Below are 14,979 nucleotides of genomic sequence, written 5' to 3' on the forward strand. Positions count from 1 at the left end.
GCTACACGTTTTGCTTAACACACTGGGGTTCATTAGGAGTTTCAAGATGGAAATGCTGAAGTTTGGTAAATTTGCTGCGCTGGCTCTGGCCATGGCTGTAGCTGTAGGTTGCTCGTCCAAAGGCGGCGACAATGCCGGTGCAGGCGGTGCTGCTGTTGATCCTAACGCTGGTTACGGCGCCAACTCGGGTGCTGTTGACGGCTCCCTGAGCGAAGAAGCTGCTCTGCGCGCAATCACCACCTTCTACTTCGAATACGACAGTTCGGACCTGAAGCCAGAAGCCATGCGCTCCCTGGACGTGCACGCCAAAGACCTGAAAGCTAACGGCGCTCGCGTTGTTCTGGAAGGCAACACCGACGAACGTGGTACTCGCGAGTACAACATGGCACTGGGCGAGCGTCGTGCGAAAGCCGTTCAGCGCTACCTGGTTCTGCAAGGTGTTTCCCCAGCTCAGCTGGAACTGGTTTCCTACGGCGAAGAGCGTCCAGTTGCTACCGGCAACGATGAGCAGTCCTGGGCTCAAAACCGTCGCGTCGAACTGCGTAAGTAATTTGACATGCGAACGTGCCGACGTGCTCTAACCGTTTTGGCCCTCGCCCTTCCGCTTTCAGCGTTGGGTGCGGCACCTGTGGTCGATAACAATTCTGGCTCTGGCAGCAGCAGTTATCCGCCAGCGGGTTATGGCACGTCCGGCGCCTATGCCGGGGGAGGGGTTACGGCCCCTGCCTCGGCACAAGGTCAGCTGTTCATGCAGCTGCAGCAGATGCAAGACGAAATCGCGCGTTTGCGCGGTGTTGTCGAGGTTCAGCAAAATGACATCCAGCGCATGAAGCAGGAAGCTCTGGAGCGTTATCAGGAACTCGATCAACGTATAGCCAGTGGTACTGCCGCTCCGGCTACCAATAATTCTCAACCTTCTGGTGGCGCAATTGACGCCAGTGGGGCGCCTTCCGCATCAGCGGCCCAGGCACCGGCAGCAGGCACCGAGCCTCCTGATCCGGCGAAGGAGAAGCTTTATTACGAAGCTGCCTTCGATTTGATCAAAGCAAAGGATTTCGACAAGGCCAGTCAGGCTTTTACCGCTTTCCTGCGCAAGTACCCGAACAGCTCGTATGCGGGCAATGCCCAATACTGGTTGGGCGAAGTGAACCTGGCCAAGGGCGACCTCCAGGGTGCCGGTCAGGCATTTGCCAAAGTCAGTCAGCAGTACCCGAAACATGCCAAAGTGCCTGATTCGCTGTACAAGCTGGCCGATGTAGAGCGCCGTCTTGGTCACACTGACAAGGTCAAAGGCATATTGCAGCAGGTTGTGGCCCAATATCCGGGGACTTCCGCCGCACAATTGGCGCAACGAGACCTTCAGCGCCTTTGAAGTCTTGACCCGCTAATCAAGAAAGCCGCGCCAGTCGCGGCTTTTTTCGTTAGAATCTCGCCCCCGAAATTCCGGTACACCCTACGCTTTTCCGGATTCTGCGATTGCAGGGTCCTTTGAAGTGCCTGACGGAGGCGGACGGCCTGTTTAGCTGTTACGCCCGTGGCTGATATGCAAGACACATTACGCATCACCGAAATATTTCACTCGTTGCAGGGTGAAACCCGTACGGCGGGTTTGCCCACCGTATTCGTTCGCCTGACTGGCTGCCCCTTGCGCTGCCAGTATTGCGACAGTGCTTACGCGTTCAGTGGCGGCACCGTTCAGGCTCTGGACGACATTATCGAACAAGTGGCCTGCTACCGGCCTCGCTACGTTTGCGTGACCGGGGGCGAGCCGCTGGCCCAGCCCAATGCCATCCCGTTGCTCAAACGTCTTTGTGATGCAGGCTACGAAGTGTCATTGGAAACCAGTGGCGCGCTGGACATCTCCGCAGTGGACCCTCGTGTCAGTCGCGTCGTCGACCTCAAGACCCCTGGGTCGAAAGAAGTCGCACGCAATCGCTACGAGAATATCGAGCTGCTGACGGCGAACGATCAGGTCAAGTTCGTGCTGTGTTCGCGCGAAGACTACGATTGGGCGGTTTCCAAGCTGATTCAGTACGGTCTTGATCGCCGTGCGGGTGAGGTTCTGTTTTCGGCCAGTCATCACGAGCTTAAGGGTCGTGACCTTGCTGACTGGATCGTGGCCGATAACCTGCCGGTACGCTTGCAGATGCAGTTGCATAAAATTCTTTGGGATGACGAGCCGGGGCGCTGATATGAGTGAATTGACCATGACTGAAAAAAGAGCGGTGATTCTGCTCTCCGGTGGCCTGGATTCCGCGACAGTGGTTGCCATGGCTCGCGCCGAGGGTTACGCCTGCTACACCATGAGCTTCGATTATGGTCAGCGTCACCGTGCCGAGCTGGATGCTGCTGCGCGTGTCGCGCGCGACCTTGGTGCAGTCGAGCACAAGGTGATCGGCTTGAACCTCAACGGCATCGGCGGCTCGGCTCTGACCGACAGCTCCATCGCCGTGCCTGAAGCGCCATCGGAAGGTATTCCGGTGACCTACGTTCCGGCGCGCAATACGGTGTTCTTGTCTCTGGCGCTGGGTTGGGCTGAGGTGCTGGGCGCTCGCGATATCTTCATCGGCGTCAATGCGGTGGATTACTCAGGCTACCCGGACTGCCGCCCCGAGTTCGTCGAGTCTTTCGAGCGCACGGCCAATCTGGCCACCAAGGCTGGCGTAGAAGAGCAGGGTTTTACCGTCAGGGCTCCGTTGCAGAACCTGAGCAAGTCCGACATCGTCAAGGCGGGGGCGGCGCTGGGTGTCGATTATTCGCTCACAGTTTCCTGTTATCAGGCCGATGATCAGGGCCGGGCGTGTGGTAAATGCGACAGCTGCCGACTGCGTGCCGAGGGTTTCACCAATGCCGGTATGGCGGACCCGACTCGTTATTTTTAAAGTTTTTTAAAAAAGGTGTTGAATAACTGATAGAAATCAGTAATATACTCGCCACGCAACAGAGGGTCGTTAGCTCAGTTGGTAGAGCAGTTGGCTTTTAACCAATTGGTCGTAGGTTCGAATCCCACACGACCCACCATTTTTGGTTCCAAGGTTCACCTTGGAGCCGAATCTTAAAGATCTGATGCCATTCGTATCAGGTCGCAGGCAGCTGGTTGAGGTGCCTTGATTTACCGGGTATAGCGCAGTCCGGTAGCGCGCCTGCTTTGGGAGCAGGATGTCAGGAGTTCGAATCCCCTTACCCCGACCAAACACTGTTGTGTGCTTCAAATCTTCAATTGCTGTGTGTCGTCTGTTTCTTGAGGGCGAGCATTGCATGTGAAACGGTTTATCCAGGCAAGCAGCCGTCTGTCGCGAAACATAACTCCGACACGCGGTGATGTCAAATTGCAGCGCTCTGTTCCAAGCGAAAGCTTGTTAACAGGGCGCTTTTTTGCGGGTGCGAGTCAGCGTTCATCGCTTATCTGCCCTCGTACCGTCTTCCTGACGCCGACTCTTGGCACAGACAATAGGCGGGTATGACCATTACTGATGGCAGTTAGCAATTGTCTTAGCCCCCATACTTCAGCCGGTGCGGTTGTTCCAAACGCTTGCGTCAAAGCCTGACGGCAGTGGGTTGCCCATTTGCTCGTTCGAGCCTGACGGTAATCGGCTATCAGTGGTTGTAGGACACATGACTACTCTGCCGCTAGCGGCTTCTCTTACCCACTGCGAAAACGCCTCAAGCTGTCGTGCGAGGTCTTCCGGGCTGAACAGGTCATGAGGCAGAGCCTGCCTCATGGGCGTCTCAGTGGAATCGTCAAAAGGATTTGTTCGCTCCTCTGGGTCAGTTCCATATTTTTCTGAAAGATTGGACTCGGTGTTTTTGACCTGCACACCCGCGCGGCGTATCTCATCAGCTTTCAAGGGTGAGTGGGCATTGGCTGCTGGGGCAGGAGGGAGTGTAGGTTGGGAGAGGCTACCTGAGTTGACGGCAGGGCTGCTGCTGACTGAGCGTTGGGTCAGATGTTTTGCGGGAGCTTTCTTGCTTGTACGCGCACTCTCTCGGTTGGCGGCATCTGGTTTAGGCAGATAATTAATCTTTGCCGGTCTCCTGCTGCGCTCATTCATGACCTCGCGCATCACGTCGTAATCCGGTTCGATGTATTCCATCGTGGTCGCAATATTGGAGTGGTTGAGCAGGTTTTTTGTTATGTGAATATTGCGTTCCGGCTGTCGCATCATTTCACTGGCAATGGTATGCCTGAAGCGATGAGGTGTCATTCGAACACCCGTCATGGCAGTGAGCTTTTTATACATGGCTTCTACCTGATCAGCGTTCATCTGTGTGCGACTGTAATGGCCGGAGAAGCGGTTGACGTTGAAAATCTGATCGGCGGGATCGAAGCCGACTCGTTGCGCGATGTCCATGAGCCGTTTCAGATGAGGCATTAGTCCGTCTGGGATGGGGATCATGAATTCTCTGTGAGTCTTTTCCGTCTCTCCCCTGACTCTGATCAGGCGTTGTCCCAAATCGATATCGGCATACCTCAAGCAGATCAGGGCATTTAGCCTGATGCCCGTGTAGTAGAACATTTCAAATACTGCGAGCCAGAACCATGCGGGGGTGATCTCTGTTCTGTTCCCGGTTGCACGCTCCTCCTGGACCAGAATGTTTAGCCAGTTTCTCGCACGTACAATGGCGTCTGTGTTGACGGTTTTCTTTGGTCGTTTGGCGGGGATCACACGTGTTTCTTTCAGAGGATTGACCTTGAGGTCAACGAGACCATGCTCCATTGCATATCGGTACACCGTTCGCAGGTGACCGGAGTACGTGTTCCAACTGCGCTTTGAGATTCTCTCCAGTTCTGATCGGCGCCAGTCGAGCATGTCCCGGTGCGTCGTCTCGCTTGCCAGACGGTCGCCGAAGAATCTGACATAGGACTTTGTGGCAGCCCAGTAGATCTTGACGGTGTCGGGTCTCAGGTCATGAGTGAGGATGTATTCCTGGGTCAGCTCAGGCAGTGTCATCGTGTTCATTCAGATGGTTCCTTATCTGCCAAGTCCGCCAAGCTGATGACCGGGTTGTCATAGGGCACTTCGCTAAAAACGTCGGTGGGCTCAATGAGCAGGTAGCCCCGCAGTTGCTTGCTTTTGCGTGGTCCTTTGACCAGGCACGTCCAGATGTTCAGGCCGGCGGGCGTCTTCCGATGTTTTTTCAGCTTCTCAAAAGATCGCTGGACCACTTGCCAGGCTTCTAGATCGCGCTCTTTCGCCTCATGCTCGAGCGCGTAGCGTTTGAAGATATCCGGACTGACCAGAAACGCCGTGCTGTCCACGGTATGTACACGCGCTTTGGCGTCATTGATGATGATCCGGTGAGAGATCACACCGCCCTTCAGCCAGGTGAGGAAGTTGGTGCCATGATTCGGGGCCGAGTCAGTCGAGTTCTTGGCAGTGTCTGTTGCTGGAGTTGTCTCAAAAACGGGGATGTCAGCCTCAGCCTGCTTGGGCTGACTAAGCCGTGCAGGTGGTTTGGTTGGAAGAGAAAAGGGGATCTGGTCGTCGTCAGTGCTCTCCGGGCTACTTTGCACTGGTGCAGTTGGAGCAGCAGGTACTGGATCGGGAAATAGATCGAGCAGCTCATCCAGCGCATCAAAATCTTTTACTGGTGCCGGTGCTTGTTTCTGAGAGGATTGCTGCGCCGTCTGATTGACCGCGGCAGGTATCTTCTTGTTGTTATCTACCGATAGTGGTTCGGCGGCTCCCACAAGCGCTTGCTCGACTTCTTCCACCGGTCCTGCGGCTTCCACCGTAAGGGTGCCGGTATACGCCTCTGGTCTTTCGGTAGCGTTCGGCCAGATCAATGCCGGCGCGATTTTCAGTACCGTGAGCGTGTTCTTCCAGCCTCGACCATTGTCGATGCTGGCCTTCCAAATGGCTTTTCCCTCTCCATTAGGCTGAATGATTGCCTGATCCTGGAGCAGATTGAACATGGGGGCATTGGACGTCGGAATGTGCTCAATGCCCTGTGACAGCAGATGAGCCCTGAGCTGGTCTACCGCAGGCTTGCTGACAAGCCACAAGCCGTCCTGCGTCAGCCAGCCGTCTGAAGGACCATCGGGCTGGTTCAGCTTGAATTTCTCAGAGATGAGCATCCTCAAGCCTTCGGCCAGCTGCCGCTGAATGGATTGTTTAGGCGCTGACATTGCCCGACCCGGATTGCCGCCGAGTTCTTGCGCCACCGATGCCTGATCCGCCTGTGAGACAATTTCTCCCAGGATGTCGGCATGCTCATATTGCCCTGCGAACGCGAACACCAGTTGGGTCCAGAGCTCGGGAAACCCGCTGAGCCAGTCCAGTGCCTTCGCCGGAATGACATTCGCGTAGATCAGCGACGAAGCAGCTCCATGCAACCGGTAGTCCCGACCTTTCACGTACTTGAATCGGTATGGCTGATCCAGTGGCCCATGCCATGGATGCCAGGTCGTGCCGTCTGCCAGTTCCACCTTGACGTCTACAGCAATCTTGCCCAGGTCATGGACGAGCGCACCATAAGCCGATGCTGCAGACCACGCTTCGGACTGGGCAGCCTGTGACTCGGGCGGAGCTCCGATGGGCAGCAGATACATTTGCCGAATCTTCAGTGCGTAGGCGACGATTTCAAGACCGTGATCCAGCATGCCGCCATGATAGGCATGGTGATGATTCTCCGAGGCAGGGAGATGCTGCACCAAGGCTGCGTAGCTCTTGAATGCCTGCACGTATAGCGTATCGAACTGCGTGCGGGGCAGGGACGTTCGCTGCCATATGTTTTCAATGAGCTGACGCCGTCGGGGAGTAGACAGTAACGTGTCGGAAGACTCGGGTTTGATAAACCCTGCAGCAGCATTAGAGGGCGTGGTTGGCGATGTTTTTCTTCGCTGAAAGAAACTAAGCATTGAGGCACCCATGATGAAGTCATGGTGGACCTTTTGCTCTATAGGGCTCAGCGTGACAAGTCGAAACCCATATCCATCCTGGAAAGGTTATGTACATGAGCCGCCACCTGAATGGTTGGGATCCAAACAGTGTCAGCGAACCGATGTTGCCATGCTTGCCGAAGAAAATGTAGCCTCCAAGTGCTTGTTTAGGATGGTTTTTTGTAAATTCCAATTCGTGCAAAGCTGCCTTTCTAGCCCTTTCGATATCCATTTCCGGCGGACTCGCCGGCCTTTTCGGGTAAGGCACTTACCCTTATTCCCCATTCCATTCAAACCCTTCGCCTTGCCCTTTTGCTTCAGCCCATTTTCCCCTTTGGTGCTGACAATCCGGGGCAGGCAAAGATTGAAATCCAGTGAAAGGCCCATGGCAGCGCTTCATATCTCCAGGTGAAGCGCAGGATGGCCGGGACAGCTTTTCGGTCAAAACACTGTCAATCCGGGCCTCTCAACGGTCGGTATCTGTTGCCTAATTGCTCGTTGAGGGCTTGATTTTCAAGGGAGATTGAGCTGAAGATACCCACTAATGGGTTATCAATTGATGTCAATACGACATGCTCTAATCGACCGGCGAGGTGACACATGACCCCAGATGCCAATACGGATTTAAGCGGTGCAGCGCGTTTTGGTCACGTGCTCGGTCGTGGTCTGCGTCGAATACTCAATGTTGAGCGCGCGTTCTGGTCGCTTTTCGACCGCACCGGTGTGCCCAGAGTGATCGTCACTCCAGTCAAGTGGTGTGCCCGTGCGGCGGTGCTCGGTACGGGCGCATTCTTCGTGGCTTGGGGATTGCTGTATGTTTTGGCGGTTGTGTGCTTTATCGCAATCGCAATCGCAATCGGTTTCGTCACAAATCCTGATATTGAACGCGCTTTGCGTGGTTCTCAGCTTGTTCATTTTGATGATAGGAATCCTTATCGAGAGGAGCTTCGAGAAGGCCTAGATGGCTACGGTATTTACATTGGCGATCAGCGAGTGGATTAGTAGTAGAAAACCGAGCAGATAATAGAAAGTCTGCTCGGTTTGCTTAGGGAGGCGCTGATTTATTCGATTTTTCGTCCCTGCAACGCTCTGGAGGCCTTGATTTATCTGGGGGCAACAGCTGGGTTTTAGAATAAATCAGCGTCTCCTTAGATTTCTAGTTACAAACGGCTACAGCTCTCCTTTAATAACGGATATTGCATGTCCTGCTCCTTTCCCTCCTGCCTCTTCAGCTTTGTTAGTCGCAGTTCTTAGGCCACTCATTAGTGAGCCGAGCTTCAGTCCGGTCCAGCCGAGCGCGACTACCCAGAAACTGGGTAGCGCGATGAACATTGCCCCTATCACGAAGTCCAGCAGCAGGTCTCCCTGCGCATTGCTGGCCCCGAACACTGGATCAAAATTGGAATGAGGGACGTCACTGCCGATCCCGTTGCCGTACAAGGCGTCCAGTATCGTGCTGTCAACCCACCGGGCCAGTTGGAACCAGAAGTCCACGAAGATCAGCGCAAACTCGGCGAACGTGATCGTCATCACGACTTTCAGGTCAAACATTCCGAATACCAGGACAAATGGAATGCAGATGATCAAAGCCATCTTCAAAAACGCCATTGCCATGGGGGCCGCCTGACGGACGCTGTCAATGGCAGGGTACATCGCAACAGATCCAAACGCTTGCCCGACTGTAGCAGTCAGGCGGGTCACATCGTTTGCTACTGATCCACCCACTTGGCCTCCGTAGTCGGTATACACCTGTCCCTGGGTCAGTTTCTGCTTCCTCGGGGAGACCAGATCGCGAATGACCGAGTCGTTCACCTCATTCGGGGTCATGAATTTTGCCCACTGAGCGAGCTTGCTCAGCAGATCTGGACTGACCTGCTCCAGCAGCCTGGCTCGTAGGCCAATGCTGCTATCCGACCACCACTGCGTGCAGGTAGGGAAGCCACCGCCACCGGTGGTTTGGGGCAGGCCTGCATCGCGAGTTGTGTCATAAGGCCATTTGGTTCGAGGCGTGTGTGATCTAAATCCAGAGAAACCATCATCGTAATACCCTGGCGTCTGCAGAAAGAACCTCGAGCCGATCCAGTTGACGTCGTTGAGTTGATCCTTACTCAGGTTAGGCTGGGTCATGAACAGCTTTGCACGCGCCCGTGCATAGCAGTCGTTCGTGAAGTCAGCGACCTCCTGGGCAAGCAGCGGGTCGTTGATACGTGCCCTGTTCACATCCATTCGAACTTGTTGCAGGTCTACACCACAAGGGATCGCCGCGATGGAGGCTGCGGTTGCGGCTTTTGACATCGCATGCACGAATAGCCACCACACAGGAACAACGGCACTCTTGCCGTTCAAGGTACTGAATGAGGTATTCCAACCCGTATCGGCAGGGTTGGGTACCGAATACTGACACTGCTCCGAGCGGCTTCGGTCAAACCGCAGCGTGTCGATGCTGACCGTCACCAGAGGCATGCAGCAGACAATGATGACCAGAATCGCGGTGTAGAAGCGGTTCTCGACTCGGGCCAGTGAGAGCACCCCTTTGTTGCCTTCGTCGGCCCCCTCGGCACGTGCCTTGAGCCATTCGCTGATGATGATGGCGGCAAAGGGGGCTGCGAATAGTCCGCTGTCCTCGATCATGTTCCAGACGCCGCTGTTGATGATCCAGCCCACCAGGGTGAGGTAATACTCCAGATAATCATTGGTGTGTAAAATCATAGTGTGCTGACTCCCTCAAGCAGACTTGCACGCCGCAGCTCCAGCAGGGCAATCAGCAGCAAGGCTGCCATCTCGCACCTGCTCAGCCCTGATGGGACTGGGTTGGCGGGAGACGCTCGGAGTGTCACGTGTTTCCTGATCTTGAACCATCCGAAGGCCAGCGTTGCGTAGACCAACAGCCGCCAGGCCAGCATGTACCCGTAGTGCGTTCTCTGCCATTCGCTGAATTGCTCCAGATCCCCAAACACCTTGCTGACGAACGTCAGAAACGTCACGACCAGTAGCGCCATCAGTAATGACATCGATAGAAAAGCCAGCGCAGCTTTGCCCGCTTTTCTCCATCGTCCAGTTTTTGCTGTGGTCGACGTCATTGTCAGTCCTCCTTCTTGGGACTTTGCAGTTGTTTGAGGCGATCCGGTGTGGGATCACCCTGGAAAATGATCTTGGAGCCTTCCTGTCGGCCCTGAGCTCGTTGCAGAATGGCTGTCGGAGAGTTGCTGGCCAGATTGCGCCGCATGTCCAGCTCGGTCTTCAGGTTGTCAATTTCCTGTTGCAGGTTGTTGTTCTGCTGACTGACCGCCTGCTGGGCCACATCATTGGCGGCGATGTTCGGTTCTTTGCTTCCGGTAAACAGGGTGCGTTGAAGCAGCAACGCTTTACCTAGCACATCTGATAAAGCGAGCTCTGAAGCAAGGCGTTTGGCCAATATGTCCTGGTCGTGTTCGGAGCGCAGGGCCTCGACCACGCCGCGCGTCACAGGCAGAGAGCTACTGCTGGCTTGCGACAGGTTCTCCTGCGTGAGGGATTTGTTGCCTGAAATGAGCTCCTGCAGCGCCTTGAGTTTTGAGTCGTAGGACTCTTGAATGAGGGGCGTGAGCCCAACGCCAGCAGTAGAGGTGGTTTTGGTGCAACCCTCACACGTGCGTTGTTGCTGCTCTCCCAGAACACGGTTGGCGAATGTGGTTGCTTCCTGCGGCGAAGACCAAGTGGAGCACACCATGCCGTTGTTGCAGCTCGATGGGCTGATAGACGCTGTATCAGCGGCATTACGTCCATTCAGCAGGTTGTATCCTGCCCGCGTGACATCGCCTACGACCTTGATCGGTTGCTGGCCTGATCCGCCGGCCTTGCTTCCACCCACCCAGGTGATACCGTCATTCCCACCTTGCTTTTCGACCTGAGCAACGGCCGAGACCGCGTCTGTGTTTCCGGTTTTCACTGCCTGACTCATGGCCTGGCCTTCGGCGATCTTGTCCCAGCCCATCTGTCCGCCCGCGACATCGAGCATCTTGTCCGCTATGGCACGGCACGTGCCTTTGGAGCGGTCGAAATCAAGACGGCCTTGCAGGATGCCGTTGGTGAGCAGGTTGTAAAGCGCTGGATTGGCGCGCTGGATAATCAGCCCTGGCAATGAAGCCACCGCGCTGGTGGCGTTGGAGATCATCGAGCCCATGATCGTCTGAAAGCCGGAAGTGGCACCGTTCAACTGATTCTCCAGTGTATTGTTCAGGCTCATGTTTCCGCAGACCAGGTTACTGTTCCAGCCACCGCCAATGCTGATGCTGTCCATGTTCCCGGCGCTTCCCATGGTCACGGCGTTGCCGCCACCGACGCTGTACAAGACATCGTCACCGATGACGCTACCGGACGAGCTGGCACTGATCCCTGGCGTCTCGGCAAGGGCGCTGTGTACCGTCAGGGCGCTCATGATTGCGATAGTCAACATGGCGGCGCAGCGCATGATTGAAGTCCTCTTGATCATCATTGAAAGTCCGTACTGCCAAGAAAAGTTTGTCCTTGCCGCTTGCAGCAGGAATAGGGTCGCCATAGCGCCCAGGCATAACCGCCATCGGTCGCCTGCACACGGGGCTGCGAGTTCGGGAATACCGCACAGCTTTGACTGAGGGTCGGCGTGAGCTCTTGCCACTTACCGGTGGTGGCGTCGGTCTCGATCAATTCCCCGGCAGGCCAGTAGCCTGGCTGAGGCTTTGCCAGAAGGGGTTGATAGACGTGAATCTGACCGCGGCGAGTGACCACGTCACCAGCGCGCTGCGCGATCACGGCCGCTGCCTTGTAATCGTCGGCTTGATGGATAAAACCACTACGGGGATAAAGGCTTCCCCACATGTCCCCCGAGGTGAGACCGCCCACTTCTCGCCGACCGGGAATCAGGGCTTCGGGATAGGCTGATTCTGGAACGCCGTAACGCCAGGCGACGGTGTCCAGCGTGCTCAGCAGGTAAGGCATGTAGGGGGTCGCAGCACCCTGACAGGCATACCCCGAAGCGCTGGCAAACTTACTGAACGTAGCACCTCCGGGGTGGCCAATGACGTCAGTGTTTTTGAATTTGGCCAGGTTGTCTTCGTTGTTGTGGTTGGTGGTTCCGTCGCCGCCATCCTGGGCGAATGAAGTGGGTGAACTCAGCGAAGAGACTTCGACCCAAGGGTTTTCCCCAGTGTTCGAGTAGCTCGATACAACCGCGTCGGGAACATAATGTCGAACCTTGGTCGACGTCTTGACCTTGCAGCCAAACGGCGTGCAGAGCAGCCAGTAGCATATGCCGACCACCTTGTACTCCAGGCAGTCAGGCGACAGGGTTGAGGCGGCGAGGGTGGCCGAGGTCACTGTACCGGCGGCGGCTGGCCCGGTCGAGATCGACAGGGCCAAGGCCGTCCATGCCGAAGGCTTGCGCAGGTTCATCACGGTATATCTCCCTGGCCAGCTTCATCTTGATGGTGGGCAGCAGCACGCCACTGGGCAATGCGCTGTTCCGCCGCCAGAACATTGGTTTCGCCATACACAACAAACGTGCGGTCGACCACCACTGCTGGGACCTTCGTGACCCCAATGCTCCAGGCGTCTACAAGGTTTTGCTGAGATAAGGCCAGGTCGCGCTGCAAGCGCTGCACATCGCTGCTCTTGAGGCGTTGCTGCATGATGGCGATGGCTTGTTGCTGATTCGCCGGCAGTCCTTCAGAGAGCTTGGTCTCAAGCCGTTCTGATTCGTCCAAGAGAATCAGCCGGACATGTGCAGGTGCCTGAACTGGGTGGTTCCGGTCAGTAATGATTAACGTCTCCGCGTTCGCGAGGGGGACCTGTGCGGCCGCAATCAAGATCAGGAAGGCCACGCGGTTCTTGCAACTGAAGCTATAGGGTCTGGAGGGGGGCATGAGGCAGTACCTGCAGGTGGTGTCAGGTACAGAAAACGCGATTAATCAACTGTCGTCAGTAGGAAACCGTTATCGGGACGGTTGGGGTTTGGTGTCGTCTGCTCGGATCGTGCGCCCGCTATCGAGCAGCAGGCGACGTAGTATTTTCGGTAAGCAGTATTGCAAGCGGACCTGTAAGCTTTCCGCCGAGCTTTTGAGGTAGCGTCATAGGTCCCGTTTTCTCCGCAATCGCTGTGCTCACGATTTCCGATTACGGTAAAGTTACTCGTCCATTGTGTGTCTGGAGTTTCGATGTCGCAGTTCAAAGAGCCAGGGTTGATCCCAGGCGAGGTCACGTCTCACGCGTTTCCCCAGAATCGACGCCACGTTGGCATCACGCCGAGAGGGGACCTTTTTCGGCGGATTACCTTGTATAGGAATTATTGAAATTCCTATACAAGGACCCGTTTTTAGACGCCGATGTGGCGTGAAAAAAGCGTTTAACCAGCCTCAACGCCACGTTGGTATCACGCCGAGGGGGGCCTTTTTCGGCGGATTACCCTGTATAGGAATTATTGAAATTCCTATACATACACCTATGATTGACTATCAGAGATGGCTGTTTCCAACGCTAATCGGATCTTTGTAGCACGCGATGTCTCGATCGACGCGCTGTAACCGTAATCACCACGATTAACGCGGAAGGCCTGAACTCGTTCCCTCAGCGATTCATTTATCTGCTGACGCCCGCTTGTGCTGACATCTTTTTCAGCACTTCCTGGTTGGGAACTTTCCACCTCTTCCACCACGCTACTGCTATGTGTGTGCTTGAAGAAAATGGGAGGCAGCATTTTTTCTCCGAGCACAAGTTCGACACCAGCATCTTCCAAGAGCACGTTTGGAGACGCCGCGCTCTGCCTGTATGGATCGATTGTCCCGTATTCGGCCATGTTGTCATGCCACCGGTCAAACAGTGAGGCGCGCTGGTGGGCATGCAAAGCGAAGTGCAAATCGAATATTACGCAATCTGCGGCAGACTTCTGCGCCCCCACCTCCATGAAGGCGAATTTGGCCCTTTCATCAAGGTAAGTAAAAGCTTGGCGCCGTAGCTGGGTGTGGCCGACTGCAAAGGTAAGCACCTTGGCCGGTTCAAGAATAATTACGCTTGTTTCACCATTAGGTCTCAGTCGAACATCTGCTGCCACGTGATGTTCACCATCACGTTCAAGCCGCAAAATGGCGCGTTGGGAAACTGGACTGGTTTGTCCACGCAGAGATTGCAAAAAATCGAGCGGAGAGTCAAAGTGCTGTAGATTTAATCCAGGATAACGACGGTTGTAAGTTGAGACCATCGCTGGCAAATTCTTAATATCAAGCTTCAGAAGCGCCTCGTCTGGCTGCTTGTTTGTAGCCAACATTTTCAGCGTACGTGCACCATACGTCACCAAATTTGAGTTGACTCCTTCTTCACGTGCCCCTGTCAAACTATCGGCCAAGAGCTCGGCCTTCCCTAAGGAGACGCTGATTTATTCTAAAACCCAGCTGTTGCCCCCAGATAAATCAAGGCCTCCAGAGCGTTGCAGGGACGAAAAATCGAATAAATCAGCGCCTCCCTAAGGCCCGATCCGGCAGGTTACTGCTAGAAAGATTGATCTCCGGGGTTGCTGAAGGCGTATACGCCCCTGATTTGCTAACAATACAGCCCATAATTTCACCACTTTAGTAATTTGACTACAGAGAGGCCTCGGGTCCTTTGAAACCGTTATTGAGTGACGTCTGCGTCTTTCTCCATGGGGACGTCAGTCAGTGGTTTTCACCAAAAAAAGGTTCCATGAAAAAACGTGGTGCCACCCATTACCGGGGGCACTGCGGCAGTGGCAGCGTCAGAGGGGCTGACGGTGGATCGGGAAAGATCGTCGTCAGGCTGGCCGCGAGCGTCGAGATGCCCAGTTGGGGTCGCCTCAGAAAACGGATTTTAAAGTACGTTAAGCTGATTTCAGTCGTCGTAAATCTGCACAGATTGCGAATGAAGTTTCTCGCCAAAGCATCGGGTTGTTGCGCAGGCTTGCGTCCAGGTATTGATCTTCAACCTACTGTACGTAACGTGGGCGACAAGCAGGCTGCCGAACTCAAGTTGAGTAAGTCAGTCCGGCATCCAGTGATGCGGCAGCAGTTGTCCTATTTCACTCGCTCGCATCCGATGAAAACCAAGTGAGCCATAGCTACGGACCTGCATCC

General features: G+C 55.1%; 13 protein-coding genes, 1 tRNA gene and 1 pseudogene. 7 read left to right on the top strand and 8 right to left on the bottom strand.

Going from position 1 to position 14,979, the window contains the following annotated elements:
* Window positions 1-46: 46 nt before the first annotated feature.
* The 5 genes from pal to BLT55_RS02975 all read left to right on the top strand — a co-directional run bounded on the left by pal (window position 47) and on the right by BLT55_RS02975 (window position 3,021).
* A complete protein-coding gene (gene pal / locus BLT55_RS02955; protein WP_003314369.1) occupies window positions 47-550 on the top strand; it encodes a peptidoglycan-associated lipoprotein Pal in 504 nt (167 codons plus the stop codon).
* A gap of 6 nt (window positions 551-556) precedes the next feature.
* Window positions 557-1,372, top strand: coding sequence for a tol-pal system protein YbgF (gene ybgF / locus BLT55_RS02960; protein ID WP_042913115.1), 816 nt, complete (start codon window positions 557-559; stop codon window positions 1,370-1,372).
* 171 nt (window positions 1,373-1,543) lie between these two features.
* On the top strand, window positions 1,544-2,191 hold the full coding sequence (gene queE, locus BLT55_RS02965) for a 7-carboxy-7-deazaguanine synthase QueE (protein ID WP_055000658.1): 648 nt from the start codon (window positions 1,544-1,546) through the stop codon (window positions 2,189-2,191).
* 16 nt (window positions 2,192-2,207) lie between these two features.
* The gene (gene queC / locus BLT55_RS02970; protein ID WP_162234975.1) at window positions 2,208-2,882 is read left to right on the top strand and encodes a 7-cyano-7-deazaguanine synthase QueC; all 675 of its coding nucleotides are present in this window, start codon (window positions 2,208-2,210) and stop codon (window positions 2,880-2,882) included.
* Window positions 2,883-2,945: 63 nt separating this feature from the next.
* Window positions 2,946-3,021: transfer RNA gene (locus tag BLT55_RS02975), tRNA-Lys, on the top strand.
* A gap of 485 nt (window positions 3,022-3,506) precedes the next feature.
* On the opposite strand, the gene BLT55_RS02985 is transcribed toward BLT55_RS02975, so the two are convergent.
* Together BLT55_RS02985 and mobH are read right to left on the bottom strand one after the other, a co-directional pair.
* Window positions 3,507-4,961, bottom strand: coding sequence for a site-specific integrase (locus tag BLT55_RS02985; RefSeq protein WP_055000656.1), 1,455 nt, complete (start codon window positions 4,959-4,961; stop codon window positions 3,507-3,509).
* Window positions 4,958-6,874, bottom strand: a complete 1,917-nt coding sequence (gene mobH / locus BLT55_RS02990; protein ID WP_074799944.1) for a MobH family relaxase — start codon at window positions 6,872-6,874, stop codon at window positions 4,958-4,960. The genes BLT55_RS02985 and mobH overlap by 4 nt, the downstream gene beginning before the upstream one ends.
* 609 nt (window positions 6,875-7,483) lie before the next feature.
* On the opposite strand from mobH, the gene BLT55_RS03000 reads away from it, so the two are divergent.
* Entirely contained in the window at window positions 7,484-7,885 is a 402-nt protein-coding gene (locus BLT55_RS03000; RefSeq protein ID WP_074799949.1) for a DUF3742 family protein, read from the top strand.
* 168 nt (window positions 7,886-8,053) lie between these two features.
* On the opposite strand, the gene BLT55_RS03005 is transcribed toward BLT55_RS03000, so the two are convergent.
* The 6 genes and pseudogenes from BLT55_RS03005 to hopZ4 form a co-directional block, all read right to left on the bottom strand.
* On the bottom strand, window positions 8,054-9,592 hold the full coding sequence (locus BLT55_RS03005; RefSeq protein WP_055001788.1) for a conjugal transfer protein TraG N-terminal domain-containing protein: 1,539 nt from the start codon (window positions 9,590-9,592) through the stop codon (window positions 8,054-8,056).
* Window positions 9,589-9,963 carry a hypothetical protein gene (locus tag BLT55_RS03010; RefSeq protein WP_055001787.1) on the bottom strand — a complete coding sequence of 125 codons (375 nt, stop codon included), beginning with the start codon at window positions 9,961-9,963 and terminating at the stop codon, window positions 9,589-9,591. The genes BLT55_RS03005 and BLT55_RS03010 overlap by 4 nt, the downstream gene beginning before the upstream one ends.
* A gap of 2 nt (window positions 9,964-9,965) precedes the next feature.
* Window positions 9,966-11,357: an integrating conjugative element protein gene (locus BLT55_RS03015; protein ID WP_167359949.1), complete on the bottom strand. Its 1,392-nt coding sequence runs from the start codon at window positions 11,355-11,357 to the stop codon at window positions 9,966-9,968.
* Window positions 11,354-12,292, bottom strand: a complete 939-nt coding sequence (locus tag BLT55_RS03020) for a TIGR03756 family integrating conjugative element protein (RefSeq protein ID WP_055001230.1) — start codon at window positions 12,290-12,292, stop codon at window positions 11,354-11,356. The genes BLT55_RS03015 and BLT55_RS03020 overlap by 4 nt, the downstream gene beginning before the upstream one ends.
* Window positions 12,292-12,762, bottom strand: coding sequence for a TIGR03757 family integrating conjugative element protein (locus BLT55_RS03025; RefSeq protein WP_055001231.1), 471 nt, complete (start codon window positions 12,760-12,762; stop codon window positions 12,292-12,294). The genes BLT55_RS03020 and BLT55_RS03025 overlap by 1 nt, the downstream gene beginning before the upstream one ends.
* Window positions 12,763-13,337: 575 nt before the next feature.
* Window positions 13,338-14,252, bottom strand: a pseudogene (hopZ4, locus tag BLT55_RS03030) (type III secretion system YopJ family effector HopZ4); the annotation flags it as partial.
* Between the two features lie 320 nt (window positions 14,253-14,572).
* Between hopZ4 and BLT55_RS33375 the strand changes: the two are divergent.
* Window positions 14,573-14,956, top strand: a complete 384-nt coding sequence (locus BLT55_RS33375) for a hypothetical protein (RefSeq protein ID WP_060410090.1) — start codon at window positions 14,573-14,575, stop codon at window positions 14,954-14,956.
* Window positions 14,957-14,979 lie beyond the last annotated feature (23 nt).

Source organism: Pseudomonas cannabina (genome assembly GCF_900100365.1).
Classification (GTDB): domain Bacteria; phylum Pseudomonadota; class Gammaproteobacteria; order Pseudomonadales; family Pseudomonadaceae; genus Aquipseudomonas; species Aquipseudomonas cannabina.